The following is a 22,220-nucleotide window of genomic DNA, read 5'->3' on the forward strand; positions in this document are numbered from 1 at the left end:
TCCCCTTTAATGTCATTCCACAAGATTTTCAGCATCTTTCAGCTTAACGGATACGATGCGTGAAATTCCTGATTCTTGCATGGTTACCCCGTAAATGCTGTCAGCTGCTGCCATAGTTCCCTTACGGTGAGTAACAACGATGAACTGACTTGATTTATCAAAGCGATTGAGGTAGTCCCCAAAGCGTTTGACATTTGCCTCATCAAGCGCTGCTTCCACCTCGTCAAGAATAACAAATGGGATGGTTTTGACGCGAATGATAGCAAATAGCAAAGCTAAAGCTGATAGAGCTTTTTCGCCACCTGACATCAAATTCAACGATTGAATTTTCTTACCTGGTGGCTGCACAGAAATCTCAACCCCTGCTGTCAGCAAGTCACCTTCTGTCAATGACAAATCGGCAGAACCACCACCAAACATTTGCGTGAAGGTTTGCTTGAAGGATTCTCGAATAGCGTTGAATGTCACTTGGAAGCGTGATTTCACTTCATCATCCATCTCGTTAATGGTATCAAGTAGAAGATTCTTAGAATGAACCAAATCTTCTTTTTGACCATTTAAGAAAGTCAAACGATTATTGACTTCATCGTATTGAGCAATAGCATCCAAGTTGATTGGGCCTAATGACTTGATACGGCGGCGCAAATCTTGCAGGCGTTCGCGAGCAATAGCCATATCTTCCACATCCTGACTAGCTTCTTTGGCTTCAGCCAAGGTCATGTGATAATCTTCTGTCAAATCATGTGTGAAGCCACGCAAACGTTCTGAGACTTGAGCAACTTGGGCTTCAACTTGGGCTTGTTTGCGGATTAATTCTTCATTTTTTTGATTTTCTTTGGCAACTTGTTCTTCGAGTTCTTCAAGATTAGCTTCACAATCTTCCAGTTCAAAACGAAGGCTAACCAAACGTTCTTCTTCGCTTGCTTTTCTTGTCACAGCTTCGTCATGTTGTTTTTTCAGAAGTGGCAAGTTTTCAATTTCTTGATCACTCGCATGAAAGGCAAGTAAATCTTCACATTTTGCCATTTCTGCTTTATTTTCGGCTAAACTGATATCAAGACGTGTCTTGTTGGCAAATTCAAATTTGCGTTCGCTGAGAAGTTCACGCTCTTGAAGTTTTGCTTGTGACAAGTCTTGACGAAGTTGTTCAACTTTTTGCGTAATGGCATTTTTATTTTCTTTGATTTGGTCAATCTGGCTTGTCAACTCTTGCTTACGTTCAGCAACTTTTGTTAACTCAGCTTCAAAGTGAGCTTTTTGAGATTCCAAATCATTTGAACTGTTATCAGTCTCACTTTCTTGAAGTTGTTTGCAGAGTTGCTTAACATCGTTCAAGCGTTCAGCCAATTGTTGGTATTCCAATTCAGCTTTTTGTTCCGCAAAACGAGCTTCTTCACCTTGAGCTTTCAAGCTAGCTAATTCTTCTTTGTTAGCTAGTAAGGTTTCGTGAAGAGTTTGAACCAATTTTTCTTGTGTGACTTGTTTTTCTTGAAGGTCATTTAATTCAGCTACAAGATTGTCTAATTCTGGTTTGATAAATGTGGTGTTATTTTGACGATTAGCACCACCTGAGAATGACCCACCAGGGCGAATCTCAGTACCATCCAAAGCTACCAAACGCACTTGATAATGCAACGCACGCGCAGCTTTATTAGCATTATCAACCGTATCAAAAACAGCTGTCACTCCAAGAAGATTTTGGAAAATATTGTCCAAGCGTTTATCAAATGATACCAAGTCGCTTGCCACACCAAGGAAGCCTTGACTAGAAGACAAAATAGCTTGATTTTGTTGTGATAAATGACGCGCTTTGATAGTCGTCAGTGGCAAGAAAGTGGCACGTCCTTGACGATTTTTCTTCAAGAAAGCAATTGAGCGTTTAGCAGCTGCCTCATCTTCAACAATCACATGTTGGCTTGAGCCGCCAAGAGCAATTTCAAGGGCCGTTTGATATTTACGGTCAAAGCTTAAATGCTCACTCACAGCACCAATGATACCACCAAGTTGGCTAGAAGCTTGCAAGACAGATTTGACACCTGCGTAGAAATTACTGTGGTTTCTAAGGATAGATTCAAGACTAGACTTACGAGCTTGCTTAGATTTAATGACATCTAATTGATCAAACATTTTCGTCTGCTCAGCTTGATAATCTTTTTCAAGTTGACTTGTCTTAGCAAACAACTCCTGATAAGCATCTAGAAGCTCTTTAACTTGTTTGCGTGCTGCTTCAAAGCTTTCAAGAGCATCTTTAGCATCCGCTTTTAACGCTTCCAAGTTAGCCTGTGTCTGTGCTAATTCTTCAGATTTTGATTCTGATAATTGTTTTTGATTATCAATATCAGCTTGTGTCATGGTTAACTTGTTAGACAAATCAGCTTCTTTTTGCATCAAGCTAACAAATTCTTCACGTAATTTTTCAATGACTTGATCTGGGTCAGTTGAAAAGCGATCCAATTCAGCTTGTAATTTTTGAATCGTTGCTGTAGTTTCGGTCAATTCGTCATCTAATTTTGCGAGCTGACCTTCTTTTTGCACTAATTCTTCTCGTAAACTTTCCTGACTAGCCTTAAGCTCAGCCAATTGGCTAGTAGCCGCTTGTTTTTTCTCTTCTTTTTGACTTGATTCTAAGGCAATCAAATCCATTTGGCGTTCAAGGTCAGAAATAGCTTTTGTAATATCCACCAAGCCAGCCTGTTTTGTCGCCATTTCTTCAGACAATTGGTGGCGTTTTTCTTTTAAGGCTTGATTTTGTTTTTCAAATTGCTGGCGCTGTTCATAATAAGCTGACAAATTTGACTTGATACTAGCCAAGTCTTCTTTCAAGCTATCCAAACGGACTTTATCAGTTTGAATATCTTCTACCAAGACATTCAAATGAAGTTGCTTGCGCTCATCTTCCAAGCCAATAAACTCTTTAGCGACTTTCGCTTGGCGTTCCAAAGGCTTCACTTGAGCTTCCAGTTCGTAGATAATATCGTCTAGACGATCCAAGTTATCTTGCGTTTGATTGAGCTTAGTTTGTGTTTCTTTTTTACGTGTCTTGTATTTTAAAACACCAGCCGCTTCTTCAAAAATCGCACGACGTTCTTCTGGTTTACTGTTGAAAATTTCTTCAACACGACCTTGCGAAATCACTGAGAAAGAATCGCGCCCAAGACCTGTATCCATAAACAAATCATGAATATCACGCAAACGCACCTTGCGACCATCAATCAAGTACTCACTATCGCCATTTCGGTAAATATGGCGTTCTACTCGAATCGTCTCTTTAGCATCTTTAATAAAGCCATCTGAATTATCTAAGCTAACAACAACTTGAGCGTAGTTCAATGGTTTGCGGTTTTCAGCTCCAGCAAAAATGACGTCTGGCATCTTGCCACCACGTAAATTCTTGGCAGAAGATTCCCCAAGTGCCCAACGTAAACTTTCGGTAATGTTAGATTTACCAGAACCATTTGGACCTACAACGGCTGTAACTCCCTTATCAAATTCAATTGTCGTCTTGTCTGCAAAGGACTTAAAGCCCTGCATTTCAATTTCTTTTAAATACATAAAATGAGAGATGAAAAGGCAAAGACCTTCCCGAGCTAACAACTAAGAAGAGCTTAACAGACCTTCTTATCGTCTTCTAGGCTACGTCAAACACGTATCATATGACCTAGGCAGGTTGGACATTTGCCTTTACGAATTCCTTTCAAACGTCTTATTGAAGAGTGGCAAGCGCATTTTTAGCAGCATCTTGCTCAGCTAATTTCTTAGATTTTCCGATTCCTTTACTTTTAGCTTCGTCATTGACATACACAGTCACTTCAAAGACTTTGGCATGTGCAGGACCAGATTCATTTGACACACGATAGTCAATAGTGACATCACCGTGGCCTTGCAATAATTCTTGCAATGTTGTTTTGTAATCTTTGACACGTTCAAAGTTACCTTTTTCAACTTGTGGAATCATGACTTGATTCAAGAATTTATTAACCGCTTCAACCCCTTGGTCCATCAAAAGTGCACCAAGAAAGGCTTCGAATAAGTCACCTAAGATAGTGTCACGGTTACGTCCACCAGATTTTTCTTCACCATTACCAAGTTTGATGAATTCATCAAAACCACAGTAACGTGAAAAGCCTGCTAATGATTCTTCACGAACAATAACAGAACGCATCTTAGATAAATCACCTTCTGGTTTCTTCGGATATTTTTTAAACAAATACTGAGAAATCAAAAGTTGAAGAACCGCGTCTCCTAAAAATTCCAAGCGTTCATTGTGTGAAATGTTTAGGAGGCGATGTTCATTAGCGTAAGATGTGTGAGTAAATGCAGTTTCAAGCAATGTTTTATCTTCAAATGCGATTCCAAAGTCTCGCTGAAGTTTTGTATCTAAAGCTTGCATAGATAAATCTCCCTTCAAAAATTGGTCTATTTTTAATCAATTAAGCCTTTTCCAGACTAGTTTATTTAAAACAATAATTTTCTTTTTATAGACTATTTTATTATACCAGAAAGTTAGAAAAAATGGGAATTCTCGCTAAAATCCCTGTAATTCTTTTCTATTATAGGCACGTTTTTATGGTAACTATAAAAGCCTAGCGCTTTAGTGCTAGGCTTTTGTTCTTATAGACCTGCTAAAGGCGTTGCTTCATCAGGTGATGTATCAAAAACAGTCATGTCATGACCAACAGCAAAATCGGCTTGCATCAAGTTATTTTCCATGGTCATATGAGCCAATTCTTTGATATTATTTTCTTTACTCAAGTGTCCAAGATAAATTCTTTTTGTGCGATTGCCGATAGTACGAATCATGGTATCAGCACCATCTTCATTTGACAAGTGACCACGATCAGATAGAATACGTTGTTTCAAGCTCCACGGATAAGAACCCGCACGCAAAATTTCAACATCATGGTTTGACTCAATCAAATAACCATCCGCATTCTCAATAACACCTGCCATTCGGTCACTAACATAACCAGTATCTGTCAGAACGACAAATGACTTATTATCTTTCATCAAACGGTAAAATTGCGGATCGACAGCATCGTGACTGACTCCAAAACTTTCAATATCAATATCACCAAAAGTCAATGTTTTACCACGTTCAAAGACATGTTTTTGCCCAACATCAAGTTTTCCAATCATGTTGCGCTCATCAATCATTTGCCAAGTTTTGGCATTGGCGTATACATCAAGATTGTATCTGCGAGCCAGCACTCCAACTCCTTTAATATGGTCAGAGTGTTCGTGCGTAATCAAAATAGCATCCAAATCTTCTGGTTTTCGGTCAATTTCAGCAAGAAGACTGGTAATTTTCTTACCAGTCAAACCTGCATCTATCAAAAGACGTTTTTGTGGCGTTTCCACATAAAATGAATTTCCAGTTGAACCGGAGGCTAAGACACTGTATTTAAAAGCATTCTCAGACATCTAGTCCTCGTCATCCTCCCATTCATCATAAATATCAGAATCCTTCTCATACGGAAGAACAATTGTAAATGTTGAGCCCTTACCATAGGTACTTTGAGCCCAAATAAATCCTTTATGTTGTTTGACAATTTCTTTAGCAATGGCAAGTCCAAGCCCTGAACCACCTTGGGCACGACTTCTAGCCTTATCAACACGGTAGAAACGGTCAAAGATTAACGGCAAGTCTTTCTTCGGAATACCAAGTCCTTCATCAGAAATCGAAATAATCAACTGAGTTTCAGTTGTCTTCATGCTAACAGTGATTTTACCACCGTCTGGTGAATACTTAATGGCATTATTTAGGATATTATCCAAGACCTGTGTCATCTTATCTGGGTCAATTTCAACCCAGATTGACTTGATCGGATAGTCTCTGACAATTTCGTATTGCTTGCCAGCAACCGTGTGTTGGCTCTTAATCTGGTCAAAACGATTCAAAATAGACGTCATAAAGGCTGTGAAGTTCGTCATTTCAACTTCTAATTGCACTGTCTGATTATCAATACGAGATAAGTTAAGCAAATCAGAAATCATGCGAATCATACGATTGGTTTCATCCAAAGAAACTTTAATGAAACTTGGTGCAATATCTTCTTTCAAAGCCCCTTCATCCAAAGCTTCAAGATAAGACTTAACCGATGTCAATGGCGTACGTAACTCATGACTAACGTTAGAAACGAACAAGCGACGTTCACGGTCTTCTTTTTCTTGCTCTGTCGTATCATGCAAAACAGCAATCAGCCCAGAAATAAAACCACTATCTCTACGATTTAAGGCAAAGCGAATGCGCAAAGTGATAAATTCTCCCGTCTCATCGCGACGATTAAGCACAATTTCTGGCGTCTTAGACACCAAATCATGGTAAGAATAATCGCTATCATCACCAAGAATGTCAACGATATTCATCCCAAGAGCTTCTTCACGCTCAAGATTTAGTTGCTTTTGAGCGGTCTGGTTAATCATGGTGATATTTCCAGAACGGTCAGTCGCTAGCACCCCATCAGTCATGTAAGACAAAATACTTGCTAAACGATTCTTTTCTTGGGCTAGATTTTCTTGAGCCAAACGAAAGACAGTTGACAAATCATTTAACTGACCAGCCAGCTCTGCTAAATCTCTGTCTTTTTCAATGATAATATCTTCTGTGTATTTTCCTGTAATCAGTTCACGAACCTTACCACTCAATCGACGAATATTAACAGACGTTCTATAGTCTCTGATAGCCAAATGAATAAAATAAATGGCTACAAAAGCTAACAAGAAAAGAATGGCTTGTTCAAACAGATATTGATTCTGTACCATTGTATCATTCATAAGACTTCATGTAGTATCCAACACCGCGACGTGTCAAAATGTATTCTGGACGGCTCGGAGTGTCTTCGATTTTTTCACGTAAACGACGGATGGTAACGTCAACCGTGCGGACATCACCAAAGTAATCATAACCCCAAACAGTCTCCAAAAGGTATTCACGCGTCATCACTTGTCCCATGTGAGTAGCTAAGTGATGAAGTAACTCAAATTCACGGTGTGTTAATTCAATGTCTTCGCCACGTTTTTGGGCAACAAAGGCATCAGGCAAAATCTTCAAATCGCCGATGGTAATTTCAGAATTTGATGAAGAAGCATTTTCCTCAGCGACGGCTGATTCGATGTTCTCAGTACGACGAAGGTGTGCTTTGACACGTGCTAACAATTCACGATTTGAGAAAGGTTTTGTAACGTAGTCATCTGCACCGATTTCAAGACCGATAACTTTATCGAACTCGCTATCTTTAGCAGAAAGCATAATAATCGGAATATGACTTGTTTTACGAACTTCTTTTGCAACTTCAAGTCCATCCAATTCTGGCAACATCAAATCCAAGATAATCAAATCAGGATTTTCTTCTTCAAATTTAGCAATTGCTTCACGACCATCAAAAGCCGTAACAGTTTCATAACCTTCTTTAGTTAAGTTAAATTTAATAATATCTGAAATTGGTTTTTCATCATCAACAATAAGAATTTTTTTCATATGTCACCTCTTCAATTCTATGTCAGTAGAATAAAAAATTCTCAAACAACAATTTCTATGTCATTTTATTTACAAAAATGACCTCTATCCTTAATTATATCAAAATTCAAGATTAATTGGAAACCTTGGATACTTTTGAAACCAGAACGTAACAATTGACCTTAAAATTCAATCTATTTTCCCTTATCACTTATTTAAATTTTCTGAAATATTTGACAGTTAACAAAGCAATGTGGTAATATAAACTAACCCATCTTGTTAGATGTTAGAAAACCTAACAAGAAATTCTTATCTTTGAAAAGGAGACAAGTGTGGCACTTATTGAATTTAAAAACGTTGAAAAATACTATGGCGACTATCACGCCCTCAGAAATATTAACCTAGAAATCGAGAAAGGGCAGGTCGTAGTTCTTCTTGGCCCATCAGGTTCTGGTAAATCAACTCTTATCCGAACAATGAACGCACTCGAATCAATCGAAACAGGTAGCTTAAAGGTTAATGGACACGAATTAGCTAACGCTTCTGCCAAAGATTTGGTGCAACTTCGTAAAGAAGTCGGCATGGTTTTCCAACATTTTAACCTCTATCCGCACAAAACCGTGTTAGAAAATGTAACCTTAGCACCTATTAAAGTCCTTGGAAAATCAAAAGAAGAGGCAGAACAAATTGCGGAAAAATTCTTAACTTACGTTAATATGTGGGATCGTAAAGATTCTTATCCAGGCATGCTGTCTGGTGGTCAAAAACAACGTGTGGCAATCGCTCGTGGCCTAGCAATGCAACCAGAGCTCCTTCTCTTTGACGAACCTACATCCGCGCTTGACCCAGAAACTATTGGTGATGTTCTTGCTGTCATGCAAAATCTTGCTAAAGAAGGCATGAATATGGTTGTTGTTACCCACGAAATGGGCTTTGCTCGTGAAGTTGCTGATCGTATTATTTTCATGGCTGAAGGACAAATTCTCGTTGATACAACCGATGTTCAAGGTTTCTTTGATAATCCTACAGAGCCACGTGCTAAACAATTCTTGAGCAAAGTCATTAATCACACCAGTGATAATGTCTCTCAACAATAAGGAGTCTTTTATGAAGAAAAAAATTTGTTTAGCCGTTCTAGCTAGTCTCTCATTGCTCTTTATGAGCTTTTTCACTGCTTCAAAAACTTTTGCTGATACAACATCTGAGCAGATTAAAAAAATCCAAGATACTGGCGTTCTTAAAGTCGGTGTCAAGCAAGACGTCCCAAACTTCGGCTATTATTCAGCTGAGAGCGGCAAATATGAAGGAATGGAAATTGATTTAGCGAAAAAAATCGCTAAGACACTTGGTGTTAAAGTTGCTTACACAGCTGTTACAACTCAAACTCGTGAAGCCCTTCTTGATAACGGACAAATCGATCTTTTGATTGCCACTTATACAATTACTGATGAGCGTAAAGCTTCCTATGCTATTTCAAATCCTTACTATTATGACGAGATTGGCTTTTTAGTTAATACAGGTAAAGGTTTAAAAACAATCTCTGACCTCAATGGTAAGACTATCGGAGTAGCTCAAGGATCAACGACTAAGCTGACAATTGAAGAATACGGAAAAGCACATAACTTGAAATTCAAATTTGTTCAACTTGGTTCTTTCCCAGAACTAGCTATTTCACTTCACGCGAAACGTATCGATGCTTTCTCAGTTGATAAGTCAATCTTGACTGGTTATGTCAGCAAAAAAACTGACATTATCGATGAAGGTTTCAATACTCAAGAATACGGTATCGCAGCTAAAAAATCTAACCAAGCAACCATTGATTATGTCAATGACTTGCTAGCCAAGTGGAAAGCTGACGGTAGCCTGCAAAAGCTTTATGATAAATATGATTTAAAACCTGCAAAAGCAGAGAATAATTAAGAGAGGAGAATTGACATGTTTTTATTAACAACCGCAGCAGCGAGTCCATTTGCCCTCTCACGTTGGGCAGATTTCTTTGCCAACTTTGGTGAATTTGCCAAAGGTTTTCTATACACCTTAGGAATGTCATTTTGTGCTTTGCTTTTAGCCTTTGTCCTCGGTGTGATTTTTGGTGCAATGTCATCATCAAAAAGCAAAGTCTTGAAAGCTATTGCGCGTGTTTATGTAGAAGTCTTTCAAAACACACCACTTTTGGTGCAATTTGTTTTCGTCTATTATGGTCTTGCCATTATGACTAATGGTCTTATCATGATTTCAACATTCTTTACAGCAGTCCTTTGTGTTGGACTTTATCACGGGGCATACATCGCCGAAGTCATTCGCTCAGGTATCGAAGCAGTTCCAAAAGGACAAACAGAAGCCGCACTATCACAAGGATTCACTTATAGTCAGACCATGAGTTTGATTATCCTGCCACAAGCTGTGCGTACTATCTTGCCACCACTAACTAATCAAGTGGTTAACTTGATTAAAAATACTTCTACTGTTGCTATCATTTCAGGAGCAGATATCATGTTCACAGCCAAAGCTTGGGCTTACGAAACAACCAACTATGTTCCTGCATTTGCTGGTGCAGCACTCCTTTACTTCATCATGTGCTTCCCACTAGCAACTTGGGCGCGCCACAAAGAAGAAGAAAACAAAAAATCATATTCACTTTAGGAGGAGAATTAAATGTCAGTATTAACACCGACCAACCTTAGCTTCATCCTCCAAGGATTGTGGCTAACCATTTATATTTCATTTATTTCCATTGTACTCTCAACGCTTATCGGAACAGTGCTTGCCGTCATGCGAAATGGAAAAAATCCTGTACTTCATTTGATTTCAAGTATCTATATTGAATTTGTCCGCAATGTACCAAACTTGCTTTGGATATTCATTATTTTTCTTGTTTTCCAAATGAAGTCAACACCTGCTGGTATCACAGCCTTCACTGTCTTTACCTCTGCTGCTCTTGCAGAAATCATTCGTGGTGGTTTAAATGGTGTTGACCACGGGCAAACCGAAGCTGGTCTAGCTCAAGGAATGACAAACTTCCAGATTTTTATCTACATTGTCTTCCCACAAGCTTTTCGTAAAATGTTGCCAGCTATCATTTCACAATTTGTAACAGTTATTAAAGATACTTCACTTCTTTACTCTGTTATCGCTATTCAAGAATTATTCGGTAAAAGTCAAATCTTGATGGGACGCTATTTTGAAGCCAGTCAAGTCTTTACCCTTTATGCTCTTATCGCTGCCATTTACTTTGTGATTAACTTTAGTATTTCAACGATTTCTCGTCGCTTAGCTAAAAAATGGGAGAAAGCAGCCGAATAAAACAACAAAAAACTCCAGCTTTAAAGCTGGAGCTTTTTTATTGGAATAAAGTAAGCAAATAGCTAAGTCCTTTGTAACCAATAATCGTATAGAGATAGAGTGTGACAGGTTTTGTAATCAGGAAAATCGTAACGAATTTCTTAAACGACATTTTCGATAGCCCAGAAACCATGCAAAGAAAGTCATCTGGGAAACCAGGTAGAGCAAAAGCAGCTCCAAGAATCATCGCATAAGATTTCCCGTTATTCTTATCCAAATAACCAATATACTTATCGTAAGTCTCTTGGGAAACAAAAGCCTTCACAAATGTTTCTCCGTAACGTCTCGCCAAAGCAAAGGCGATAAGAGAACCAATAAAGATACCGGTGAAGTTATAAACGAATCCCCAAATCGGACCAAAAGCAATATAACCAATCACACTGGTCATCCCACCAGGAACAATTGGATAAATCACCTGAACCACTTGCAAAGCCATAAAAATCAGCGGTGCAAAGAGACCAAGATTTCCTAAATAACTTTGGAAAAGCCCGCCAACTTGGAAGTAAGCTGGGTGCTGTTTGAAGAAAATAAACAAAGCAATGGAGATAATAAATCCAATTCCAGTTAAAATCTGAATGTACTTTCTCTGTGATCCTGTTTCTGTCATCGCATCCCCTCCCTTAATTGTCGTAGTCTTATCGTCGCCAACTGATGAGTTTTAACCCAAATACTTCTAATAGGTAACTAATCAAAGCAAGTGGCAAAACGATTAATAGCAATATATACATAATCTTCTTTTTCATTCTGATATTACATTCAATTCAGCAATAAGATTGAATTCCTCTTTCATTTCATTCTTTACCAATACCAAGCCAAGGCTTATTTTTTCTTGTAGTGTCGTTCGATAATAGAACCTGAAGAAGCATTGATAGTATAGGCATATGATTTTGAATTTGTTTCTAGTTTAACCACATAAGTTGCTGCTAAACCAGTTCTACTTTTTACAAATTCTTGTGATTTTATATCCTTACTCTTAATTCCTGCGTTTTGGTAAGCAATTTGTTTGATCTCATTTGTCGTTAACTTATAGCCAAATTGATGATAAGCATAAGTTCCTAAAAGCCCCAAAGCAAGTGAACCAAGTAAGACAAGAATAGCCCAATACTTCTTAATTCCTTTCATCTTTTCCTCGCTTCAATATTGTAACCATATTATAACGAAGATTACTTGAGAAAGCTTGGATAAAGTCTCGAAAAGCTGTGGCAAAAGTGTGGCAAGTTTTGGCCTCAATTTAGTTTATCTTATTTTAAGGAATCTCCCGCTTACAAAAGTGTAAGAAAAGAAAAACACCCATCTAGATACTTAATCTAAATGGGGATTTCTCTAATATTGTCGCAGCGGAAGTCTAATGACAAAGCAAGTTTCTTGGTCATCTGAGGTCACTTGAATGTCACCATGATGACGTTCGATGATTTCCTTAGTGATGGCAAGTCCTATACCAAAATGCCCTCCCTCACCTTTATAAAAACGTTCAAAAAGATGAGCTTTATCCTTATCAGAAATAGCTTTTCCATCATTTGATAAGCGAATTTCAAGCATTTGATTTTCTAACAATTCACAAGAAATGCTAACTGTCTTTTTAGCGTAACGAACCGCATTTGATAAGATATTAGCAATAGCTCGCTCGATAAGCTTTTCATCAGCTTCAATATCTAGATAGTCAGAAGCAAATCTATGTTCAAAGACAAGACCACGCGCATCTGCTTTAGCTTTTAAGTGCCAACTCACATCGTAAAGTAAATCAACCATATTGAAGTTTTCTAGTTTCAAAGGTTGCTGAGCAGATTCCATTTTTGACAAAGTTAAAATATCATCTACCAGCTCTGCCATTTTCCTGCTTTCATCTAAAATTACACTAGCTGCTTCTTGGTCATCCGCAGCCACTCCTTCTTTAATAGCCTCTGCATAACCTTGAATGGACATGAGCGGAGTGCGCAGCTCGTGAGAAGAATTTTGGAAAAAGAGTTGCTGACTGCGCTGGTTAGCATCAATCATGTCATTCATCTTCTCAACGGTCTGACCAACTTCGTTAAATTCACGGTAAGCAAAATTTTCTGGCTGCAAATCACCTTCACGGTTACCGACGCGTAAAATGTAAGATTTCAAAGCACCAAAATGCTTATCTAATTTCCGTGAGGTTAAGAAGATGGTTATGATAGCAATCAAACCAACAATCACCATCAGCGAAAGCAGAAGGTAATTGATATAGGTTTCAAAGTCCGCAATCGGAGTGACATTGGCAAAGACAAAGACATAATAGTTTTGCGACTTACTGTCATCACTATCTTGCTTGATATAACTTTCTGAAAAGGTACCAGGATATTCTTGCATCTTAACCATATAAGTCGAATCATAGACCTTGACCTTCTTAAAATGCTGCGAACTATTATCAAATTCATCATCAAACCAATCAATCGACTTGTTATCTGAAAAGTAATCAACGACTTTCTCAGAAATTTGCTTTTCAGACAAATCATAGGTTGATGCTGAAATATATTTGATGTCAAACTTTTCATCAACGATGGCATAAGTAGTTTCAAAGATGTTACCATCTGAAATTTTTGGCAAATCCTCACCGACATAAAGTGCATCTAAAGTATCGTATTGATTTTGAATCGCTGTAAAAGCTTCTTCAGCCAGAAACAACTTTAACAAACCATTAAAGACTAGCAAAATAATAGCGAAGGAAGTAATCAAAATCGTCAATGGCTGCAAAAACAAGGTCGTTCGAAAACGCGATTGCCATCTTTTTTTCTTCGTCAAGTGATTGTCTTTCTTAATCTTTTTTTGTGAGCTTGAACCCATAGCCCCAAACCGTTTCAATAAGGACATGACTCTCAACCCCTCTCAATTTTTTTCGCAGGCGTTTGATAGTATCATCTGTCACACGTGTTTCAACATCACTTTCATAGCCCCAAACCAGACGCAAAAGGTCATCACGTGAAACAGCCTCCTCGCTGTGCGACAACAATACTTTCAAGAGTTCAAATTCTGTGTTCGTTAGCTTAATCATTTTTCCTTGATAACTAGCTGAGCGTTCTTTATCAGAAATCTCCAAGCCTTCATAAGTGAGTGGTTTATCTTCCTCATTAACATCATCTTTTACGACTGGTTGGCGCGCTAAAATAGCTTTGACGCGCAAGCTTAATTTCAAGGGTGAAAATGGTTTGGTAAAATAATCATCAACCCCAGCTGAAAAGCCCTTCACAAAATCATCATCACTATCACGCGCGGTTAAAAGAATAATCGGCACCTCAGAGCGTTTACGCAACATAGCCGCAATATCAATACCACTTGTTCCTGGCATCATGACATCAAGAATAACCACATCCGCTTCTTCTTCCATAAAACGTAAAAGCAACTGATCACCCGTTTCAAAGGCTTCAACTTCTAAGCCTTGATCGCGCAAAAATGAGGCAATCAACTCACGAATATTCTTCTCATCATCTGCTACATAAACCTTTGCCATAGAACACCTCGACTTGCTTAATTTCTTACCTTCATCATACCATAATTCCTCTCAAAAGCTCCAAAGCTAGCTAAACTTGCCACAAAAATCTTACAATTTGAGACCCCGTTTTTCCTTGATTTCCCTGAAAAAGTAAAGTAGAATTACCCTGACCTAGTAAGAATTATTAGATTTTTTAGTATTAGATTTCAGGAGATAACAAAAATGGATGAAAAAATGATAGCAAATAATATTTCTGGCTTATCAATCAAAGAGGTTGAAGAACGTCTAAAAAATGGTCAAAATAATAAAATGGTCGACGAAAATGCGGCAACAACAAGCTCTATCATTCGCCAAAATATTTTCACCTACTTCAATTTAATCTTTGCCATTATCACCTTATTATTGATTATTGCTGGTTCTTTTAAAAGTTTAACTTTTTTACCTGTTATTATCATTAACATTATCATCGGAATCGCTCAACAACTGCGCTCTAAAAAAGTATTAGACCAGCTGAATGTCATTTCAAAATCATCCTACCAAGTTATCAGAGACGGAAAATACCAGTCTATCCCAATCGATGAATTGGTGCTGGATGACATCATTTTACTAGATGAAGGAAGACAAATTCCTGCCGATGCCACTTTAGTCGATGGGAAAGTCTCTGTCAACGAATCTCTTCTAACAGGTGAAGAAGATGAAATCGAAAAAGTCATCGGCAGTGATTTAAAATCAGGTAGCTCTATTATCTCAGGAAAATGCCTCGCAAAACTAACCGCAGTCGGAAACGATTCATATGCCGCCAAACTAACGCAAAAAGCTAAAGAAGTCAAACACAAAAAAACAGATATGATTCGCGCTATCGAAGGCATCATCAAATTTGCTGGGATTATCATTATTCCCATTGGTATCACCTTATTTAGCCAATCACTGTTTTTAAATCACAAAACATTTAGTGACAGTATCGTGTCGACAGTCGGTGCTTTGATTGGGATGATTCCTGAAGGGCTTTATTTACTGGTAACTGTTGCTCTTGCTATCAGTGCAATGAAATTGGCTAGAAAAAAAGTTCTGTTACACGATATGAAAAGTATTGAATCTTTAGCTCGTGTTGACATTTTATGCGTGGATAAGACAGGAACCATCACAGCCAATAAAATGACCGTAACAGACCTTATCTTACCTGAGCATGTCGCACAAAAAGATTTAACCATTAACCAAGAAATTCTTTCTAAATACATCAATACTATCCCTGATTCTAATATTACAATGTTGGCTTTACGAGAATATTTCACCTCGAAAGAAGTTTTTAAAAATGCTGAAGCAACCCCATTCTCATCCAAAGTCAAATATTCTCAAATCAAAACAGAAAATGCCACTTATCGTTTAGGAGCTCCAGATATCTTACTAAACCAGGACATGCTAGAAGTCAATCAAACCAAACTCACTCAATATGCTTCAGACGGTAAACGCATCTTAGCTTTAGTTGAAATGACCAAAGACCATGCAGTACCACTTCTATTTGTAGCTATAAAAAATGATATCCGAGCAAACGCTAAAGAAATTTTTTCATTCTTCAATGAAAACGACGTTGCCATTAAAGTCATCTCTGGTGATAACCCCCTAACCGTTTCAAGAATTGCTAACCAAGCAGGAATTTTAGATTCAGAAAACTACATCGATGCCAGTATTTTAAAAACTAAGGAAGACATTGAAAAAGCTGCGTTAAGTCATACTATTTTTGGACGAGTGACTCCCGAACAAAAGAAAGATTTGGTGCTTGCCTTCAAAAAGAACAAATACAAAGTCGCAATGACTGGAGACGGTGTCAATGATATTTTAGCGATGAAAGAAGCTGATTGCTCTATTGCAATGGGAAGTGGTAGCGAAGCAGCTCGTCAAGCAGCCCAAGTGGTCTTGCTTGATTCAGATTTTTCAAAAATGAAAGATATTGTCTCTCAAGGTCGCCAAATTATTAACAACATCACTCGTTCAGCAACCTTATTCTTATACAAGAATATCTTTTCAATGTTGCTAGCTATCTTTTCAATCATTACGATTTTTACTTATCCCCTTGCTCCTACTCAAGTCTCTCTCATTTCAATGTTCAATATCGGGATTCCAGCATTCTTACTGTCATTAGAAACAAACACTGTCAAGAAAAATCAGAACTTCCTAAAAGAAACTATTCTGACAGCTCTACCAGCTTCGCTTACTTCATTTTCAGCCATTGCTTGCTTGGTTGTATTCGGTCAATTGTTTGACATTCCGCAAAGCGATATTGGTATTGCTAGTACTTATCTACTTGCTGTTGTCGGTTTCTTGATTTTGAGAAATGTTTCAAGACCTCTCAACAAGTATAAGATTTCTATTTTTATCACTTGCTTTGCTGGTTTCATTATTTGTAGTCTTATTCCATCGCTACGCTCACTATTCATGCTAAATGAATTCAGCAACGAAAGCATGGTGCTTTGCCTTATTTTTGCTCTTGCTGAAGTAACCGTGATGAGAAGCTTGACTTTCTTATTTGAAAATATCCCAAGCGCTCTTTCGAAATGCCGTTTGGCTATTCAAAAACTGTTCGCGGATTAATCCTACGAACAGTTGCGCAAATCTTTTCGAAATCTTTGAATCAATTGTTTTACCATTTGATAGCTGCTACGCCCTTGTCTGGCGTAGTGGCCTTTTTTATTAAAATAGCTGCGCTCCCAATCTATATGACGATGGCGCTTAATCCAGAGCGGTGCTAGAAAAGCATTGCCTTGATTGGCTAAAATGTGTTTTCGAAAGAGGGGGTCATGACGTTTTATCGCTGCAACATCAAGTTCATAGTGTCTCTGGTCGTTACGATTGGCATAGTTAAAACTAGCTCCGTTGATAATGCCATTATGTGTCTGACCTTGCGGGTCAATTTCATTAGCAAAATGTCCCCTGCTATCTAAGATAAATTCTGTGTGAAAAGCCAGCAAAATTTTTAGATTAATTGGCAGCTCAAATCCTAAAACGATACGTTTAGGTGCTTTATTATGGAGCCTAGCTGATTCTGTCAAATCAAAATCAAATCGCCTCCGCCAAAACCGTCGCTCTTTTTTATCTTTTAAGTAAGCTAACATCGATTGCCAATCTGACTTAGCAGGAAATTCTTCTCTGATCCACTGAGCTTGGTAGGCTGAAATCACATAGCGAAATTGATGAACTTGGTGCGCTAATAAATTATCCTCAGCCATGCTCTCTCCTGGGTAAGCTACTTGAACTAGTCTTGCTAACTCACTCCAAAAAAGGTGATTTGGCGAAAGGTTATCCGAAAATTGATTTAAAAGCTTACGAGTCTGGGCAATCTCGCCAGATAATTCTTCTGGCATTTCTAAGATGTCCATTAATTCTTGTAATACAAGTCGTGCTTTGTCACTTGTGCTTGCAGCTTTGCTATTTTCCCAAAAGTAGAAAAAGTCTTTATCTCCGATTTTCATAGGTCAATTATAGCACATTACAGCGCTAACACCTTTTTTAAAGGGGCTTATGATAAAATAGTTATAGATGAAGGGGAATTTATGAAGACATTAACTGAAGAGGCCTTTGCCCGCACTTTAAAAGACATTATGCAGGAAAAATCCTTTGACAAAGTAACTGTGACAGAGTTGGTTCAGCGCATGCATGTCAATCGTCAAACCTTTTACTATCATTTCAATGATTTGTATGACCTGCTTGAAAAGATATATATTTCAGATGGTGAGCAAATGATTGGTGATAACCGAACAGACGATTCTTGGGAAAAAGGCATGCTTGCGATTTTTCAATACATTTTAGCCAACAAAGCGTTTGTCTGCAACACCTATTATTCTATCAATCGTAATTATTTGGAGCATTTTTTATATGACCGAGCTTATGACTTAATCAAACCAGTCCTAAAAGCCAAAAATCCTGACTTAAGTGCCAGTGAACTTGATTTTAGGGTTCATTTTTGCAAATATGGCTTGGTTGGTTTTATCCTTGATTGGATTGATTCAGGATTGCAAGAAAATCCTGATACCTTAGCCAAGCGTATTTATCAACTTTTGAATCACTAGACAAAGTCAGCTAAGTGTCAAAAATTTAGACAGGAAAGATTTCCTGTCTATTTTATTTTCTCAAAGAAAGCGTTTTAATAAAAGTGATTTTAACAAAGGAGTTGACATGTATGTATTATTCAAATGGTAATTATGAAGCATTTGCTCGTCCTAAAAAACCTGAAAACGTCGATGACAAATCAGCCTATATTGTCGGAAGTGGCTTAGCAGCTCTTTCTACAGCAGTCTTTCTTGTCCGTGATGCCCAAATGCCTGGCGATCACATTCATATTCTAGAAGAATTGAGTCTTCCCGGTGGTAGCATGGATGGTATCAAAAACGATCGCTTAGGCTATATTATTCGTGGCGGTCGTGAAATGGAACCTCACTTTGAAGTGCTCTGGGACTTATTCCGCTCCATTCCTTCCCTTGAAAATCCAGAAAACTCCATCTTAGATGAATTTTATTGGTTAAATAAAGAAGACCCTTGTTATGCCAAGACGCGTATCATTTGCAATCGTGGTAAAGCTCTTCCTAACGATGGTCAACTAACCCTTTCTGAAAAAGCTATCAAGGAAATTATTGATTTGATTTTGATGCCTGAAAGCAAACTGGAAAATGTTCAAATCGACCAAGTTTTTGATGACGAATTTTTCAATTCTAATTTCTGGCTCTACTGGTGTACAATGTTTGCCTTTGAACCTTGGTCAAGTGCCATGGAAATGCGTCGTTATCTCATGCGCTTTATTCAACACGTTGGCTGCCTCAAAAATCTTTCTTCTCTTCGCTTCACCAAATACAACCAATACGAATCTTTGATTTTACCAATCGTCCACTACTTATCTGAACATGGTGTTGATTTTAGTTATGATACTACCGTGACAAATATTTTAGTTAACCGCAAAGGCAATAAAAAAGTAGCAAGCAAGCTTGAATTTACAAAAGCAGGTCAAGCAAAAGAACTCTTTTTAAGTGAAAATGATTTGGTCTTTGTCACAAATGGTTCAATCACCGAAAGCACAACTTATGGTGACAACGACCACCCAGCCCCAGTTAAACACGAATTAGGTGCTAGCTGGGAACTCTGGCAAAAATTGGCTGTCCAAGATGAAAGCTTTGGTCACCCAGAAAAATTCTGTCAAAACATTCCAGATGCTAACTGGACTATCTCAGCTACCATCACATTCAAGGACAAACGTATCGCACCTTACATCGAAGCCGTCAACCACAAAGACCCATACAGTGGCTCAATCGTAACCAGCGGTCCAACAAGCATTAAAGATTCTAACTGGCTCCTTGGCTATTCTATCAGCCGTCAACCGCATTTCAAAGTTCAAAAAGATAATGAACTGGTCGTTTGGCTTTACCCTCTTTACACAGATCGTAAGGGTAATTACATTGCAAAACGCCCTGATGAATGTACAGGTAAAGAACTTTGCCAAGAATGGCTCTACCACATGGGAGTTCCTGAAACTGAAATTGCAGAAATTGCTGATACTGCTTCAACTATTCCTTGCCACATGCCTTACATCACTACTTACTTCATGCCACGTGGCTTGAATGACCGTCCATTAGTAGTACCAAAAGATAGTCAAAACTTAGCCTTTATTGGTAACTATGCTGAAACACCACGTGACACTGTCTTTACCACAGAATATTCTGTCAGAACAGCTATGGAAGCCGTCTACACACTACTTGATGTTGACCGCGGTGTTCCTGAAGTCTTCGCGTCAGCCTTTGATGTTCGCATGCTACTCAATGCCCTTTACTATCTAAATGACCAAAAATCACTAACAGAAATTGACATTCCTTGGGCAGAAAAAGCCGTCCTCAAAGAAGCTCTTAAAAAAGTGCACGGCACTTACATCGAAGAATTACTCAAAGAATACCACTTGCTGTAATCATCCATAACAAAGTTTTTATCACTAAAATAGCCCCTCGATTGAGGAGCTATTTTTTTAGATTTTCACAGTGCTATGCCAGATTAATAAATATTAAAGTCGACTTTGCCAGGAATTTTATTGGCTTGGCAACTAGCAATAATTGAGTTTTTAGTATTTTCAACTGACTTGCGAATAGCTGATTGAGTGCCAGATGATGGTGTTGTGACAGAACGGCCACTTGGTAATTTATCACCACTCTTACCAGCAAAGCCTTGAACAGCAGACCATGCTTTAATGGTCAATGGTTGAATGTAATAGTTATAACCATTATCAAATGCCACACAGTGGTCTAAATAAGCTGTAACGGAACTGTTGTTATTATCAAAACCTTTTTTAGCTTCATCAAAAGTAAGACAGTATGACAATTTACGTGTCACACTTGATTTTGAATTGACAGAACCAAGTTTAAAGCCATTTGGATTACCGTCAAATGAATTGCCAGTCCAAGCTGAAAGGCTAACCGTACCAGCATCAGTCTTTATGAAGTTTCCAGATGGCAAAGCAAATTTACCTTTTGCATAATTTGAAGCAAATGAGCCATCCTTAGCTTTGATGAGTTGAACCAGATGAAGATTTTCATCTAAAGCTTTTTTGTGGTCAAAATCATATTTTCCAGTAAAGACATCAGGGTTACCGTTATTCCAAACTGCACAATTCGTGTAAGTAATATCTGGTGTCACATCCCCTGCTTTATCAAAGGAATCCCAACCATCGTCAGAATTATCCCAAGCATAACAGTAAGTAAAGGTATTGCCGCTACCTGCACCGAGTTTTGGTGCAAAGCCGTCAGCATTTCCCCCGCGAGTGTAAACATCGCAGTTACGGTAGCTGTAAACCGCTTCAATCGTATTACGATAAGCACCAGCTGTTACTTGCAAACCAGCATCGTTGTTATATCTGACAATACAATTTGAAACCTTGTTATTACCAGCAGTTTTTCCTTTGATTTGGATACCGTTATCTGGTGCATGCTCAATAATCAGATTTTGAAGAGTGTAGTTTGAGCCAGAAATTCTGACACCAACTGCCGCATCTGATGAAGCTTTACCGATGTATTTTGCCATAAAGTTTGAAAAATCAAGCTCTGGGTAAGAGCCATCCGCATTTTGCACACCGATGATTTGAACATTAGCATTTGCTTTAGACAAAGCAATTTGCCCGTCACAAGCAATCTTGTTTCCCTTCACATAAATCTTGCCGCCACCAGCTTTTTCAGCTTTTGAAATAGCAGAGCGAAGATCGTTGTAAGTTGATACTGTCGCACCATTTGAAGCTGCTAATGAAGAGGAGATTAAGCTTTCATCAGCACTTTCTGTTTGGGACAAATCAACTTCAGTTGTCTCACTTGAACTGCTAGTAGCATCACTTGATTGGCTTTCTGAAACGGCATCATCAGATGACGTTGATTCCACCTGAATACTAAATAAATCAAGGTCAGCATCTTTAGCATATAAATAAAGCTCACCAGCTTCACCTGAATAAGTGTAAGTTACTTCACTGGCTTGCACACCTGCAGTCAGATTGGTTAGGTCTTGACCTTGGCTATCAGCTAAAACGAGATGACCCTCATCAGTCTGTGAAGTACTTTTCAAAACGACTTTAATCACATCGTTATCAGATACGGAAAATTTCAACGAAGCTTTATCCTTACTACCTGTAGCATTTAACTGCAAGGCAGATGTATAATTACTTTCTGAAACATTAGCTTCTTCTGCTTTAATGGACAATGATGACTCTTCATTTGCTAATAAAGTCAACCCATCAATCGTTTTTTCAGAACTTAGCTGACCCAAATCTTTAAATGAATAATCACTAAAATTCCAAGCAACCGAAGAATCGGCTTTAACAATCACTGGACCAGGTCCTAAATGAGACAAAAGCGTAGCTAATGCTATTAAAAGACCAAAGCCAAGCGACAAAAAATGTTGCTTAAAGTTTCGCATATTTTAACTCCCCCTTTTTTGCGAACGCTTTCTTTATTTTAA

Annotated in this window: 18 protein-coding genes; 7 read left to right on the plus strand and 11 right to left on the minus strand. The window is 38.2% G+C overall.

From position 1 onward, the window contains the following. Window positions 1–12: 12 nt before the first annotated feature. From smc to yycF, 5 genes are all read right to left on the minus strand, one after another. On the minus strand, window positions 13–3,552 hold the full coding sequence (gene smc / locus SFC32_RS00490; RefSeq protein WP_411049516.1) for a chromosome segregation protein SMC: 3,540 nt from the start codon (window positions 3,550–3,552) through the stop codon (window positions 13–15). Window positions 3,553–3,703: 151 nt separating this feature from the next. Further along, a complete protein-coding gene (gene rnc / locus SFC32_RS00495) occupies window positions 3,704–4,390 on the minus strand; it encodes a ribonuclease III (RefSeq protein ID WP_020917219.1) in 687 nt (228 codons plus the stop codon). A 221-nt stretch (window positions 4,391–4,611) separates the two neighbouring features. Next, entirely contained in the window at window positions 4,612–5,421 is an 810-nt protein-coding gene (locus SFC32_RS00500) for an MBL fold metallo-hydrolase (protein ID WP_074602529.1), read from the minus strand. Further along, window positions 5,422–6,774: a cell wall metabolism sensor histidine kinase VicK gene (gene vicK, locus SFC32_RS00505; protein ID WP_039696510.1), complete on the minus strand. Its 1,353-nt coding sequence runs from the start codon at window positions 6,772–6,774 to the stop codon at window positions 5,422–5,424. Next, entirely contained in the window at window positions 6,767–7,477 is a 711-nt protein-coding gene (yycF, locus tag SFC32_RS00510) for a response regulator YycF (RefSeq protein WP_039696509.1), read from the minus strand. The genes vicK and yycF overlap by 8 nt, the downstream gene beginning before the upstream one ends. 311 nt (window positions 7,478–7,788) lie before the next feature. Between yycF and SFC32_RS00515 the strand changes: the two genes are divergently transcribed. Genes SFC32_RS00515 through SFC32_RS00530 form a run of 4 tightly spaced genes read left to right on the plus strand, consistent with a single transcriptional unit; the run spans window position 7,789 to window position 10,759 of the window. Then, entirely contained in the window at window positions 7,789–8,553 is a 765-nt protein-coding gene (locus SFC32_RS00515; RefSeq protein WP_074564150.1) for an amino acid ABC transporter ATP-binding protein, read from the plus strand. A gap of 10 nt (window positions 8,554–8,563) precedes the next feature. Further along, a complete protein-coding gene (locus SFC32_RS00520; protein ID WP_411049515.1) occupies window positions 8,564–9,376 on the plus strand; it encodes a transporter substrate-binding domain-containing protein in 813 nt (270 codons plus the stop codon). Between the two features lie 15 nt (window positions 9,377–9,391). Then, the gene (locus SFC32_RS00525; protein WP_039696506.1) at window positions 9,392–10,099 is read left to right on the plus strand and encodes an amino acid ABC transporter permease; all 708 of its coding nucleotides are present in this window, start codon (window positions 9,392–9,394) and stop codon (window positions 10,097–10,099) included. 12 nt (window positions 10,100–10,111) lie between these two features. Then, window positions 10,112–10,759, plus strand: a complete 648-nt coding sequence (locus tag SFC32_RS00530) for an amino acid ABC transporter permease (protein ID WP_006532766.1) — start codon at window positions 10,112–10,114, stop codon at window positions 10,757–10,759. A 37-nt stretch (window positions 10,760–10,796) separates the two neighbouring features. Here the strand turns inward: SFC32_RS00530 and SFC32_RS00535 are convergent, their stop codons facing one another. The 4 genes from SFC32_RS00535 to SFC32_RS00550 all read right to left on the minus strand — a co-directional run bounded on the left by SFC32_RS00535 (window position 10,797) and on the right by SFC32_RS00550 (window position 14,267). Then, a complete protein-coding gene (locus SFC32_RS00535) occupies window positions 10,797–11,405 on the minus strand; it encodes a TVP38/TMEM64 family protein (RefSeq protein ID WP_006532767.1) in 609 nt (202 codons plus the stop codon). Between the two features lie 212 nt (window positions 11,406–11,617). Continuing rightward, window positions 11,618–11,920 carry a hypothetical protein gene (locus SFC32_RS00540; RefSeq protein WP_074602537.1) on the minus strand — a complete coding sequence of 101 codons (303 nt, stop codon included), beginning with the start codon at window positions 11,918–11,920 and terminating at the stop codon, window positions 11,618–11,620. A 201-nt stretch (window positions 11,921–12,121) separates the two neighbouring features. After that, window positions 12,122–13,603, minus strand: a complete 1,482-nt coding sequence (locus tag SFC32_RS00545) for a sensor histidine kinase (protein WP_411049530.1) — start codon at window positions 13,601–13,603, stop codon at window positions 12,122–12,124. Continuing rightward, entirely contained in the window at window positions 13,575–14,267 is a 693-nt protein-coding gene (locus SFC32_RS00550) for a response regulator transcription factor (RefSeq protein WP_411049514.1), read from the minus strand. The genes SFC32_RS00545 and SFC32_RS00550 overlap by 29 nt, the downstream gene beginning before the upstream one ends. Window positions 14,268–14,471: 204 nt before the next feature. Here SFC32_RS00550 and SFC32_RS00555 point away from each other — a divergent pair, with 204 nt between their 5' ends. Next, window positions 14,472–16,838 carry an HAD-IC family P-type ATPase gene (locus SFC32_RS00555; RefSeq protein ID WP_411049513.1) on the plus strand — a complete coding sequence of 789 codons (2,367 nt, stop codon included), beginning with the start codon at window positions 14,472–14,474 and terminating at the stop codon, window positions 16,836–16,838. A 2-nt stretch (window positions 16,839–16,840) separates the two neighbouring features. Here the strand turns inward: SFC32_RS00555 and SFC32_RS00560 are convergent, their stop codons facing one another. Further along, on the minus strand, window positions 16,841–17,716 hold the full coding sequence (locus SFC32_RS00560; protein WP_411049512.1) for a DUF3114 domain-containing protein: 876 nt from the start codon (window positions 17,714–17,716) through the stop codon (window positions 16,841–16,843). An 81-nt stretch (window positions 17,717–17,797) separates the two neighbouring features. Between SFC32_RS00560 and SFC32_RS00565 the strand changes: the two genes are divergently transcribed. Both SFC32_RS00565 and SFC32_RS00570 read left to right on the plus strand, forming a co-directional pair. After that, window positions 17,798–18,313: a TetR/AcrR family transcriptional regulator gene (locus SFC32_RS00565; RefSeq protein ID WP_006532773.1), complete on the plus strand. Its 516-nt coding sequence runs from the start codon at window positions 17,798–17,800 to the stop codon at window positions 18,311–18,313. A gap of 110 nt (window positions 18,314–18,423) precedes the next feature. Beyond that, window positions 18,424–20,193: an oleate hydratase gene (locus SFC32_RS00570; protein ID WP_411049511.1), complete on the plus strand. Its 1,770-nt coding sequence runs from the start codon at window positions 18,424–18,426 to the stop codon at window positions 20,191–20,193. An 83-nt stretch (window positions 20,194–20,276) separates the two neighbouring features. Here the strand turns inward: SFC32_RS00570 and SFC32_RS00575 are convergent, their stop codons facing one another. Further along, a complete protein-coding gene (locus SFC32_RS00575; RefSeq protein ID WP_411049510.1) occupies window positions 20,277–22,178 on the minus strand; it encodes a right-handed parallel beta-helix repeat-containing protein in 1,902 nt (633 codons plus the stop codon). Window positions 22,179–22,220: the final 42 nt, after the last annotated feature.

The organism is Streptococcus sp. TATVAM-FAB8 (assembly GCF_046592795.1).
GTDB lineage: Bacteria > Bacillota > Bacilli > Lactobacillales > Streptococcaceae > Streptococcus > Streptococcus ruminicola.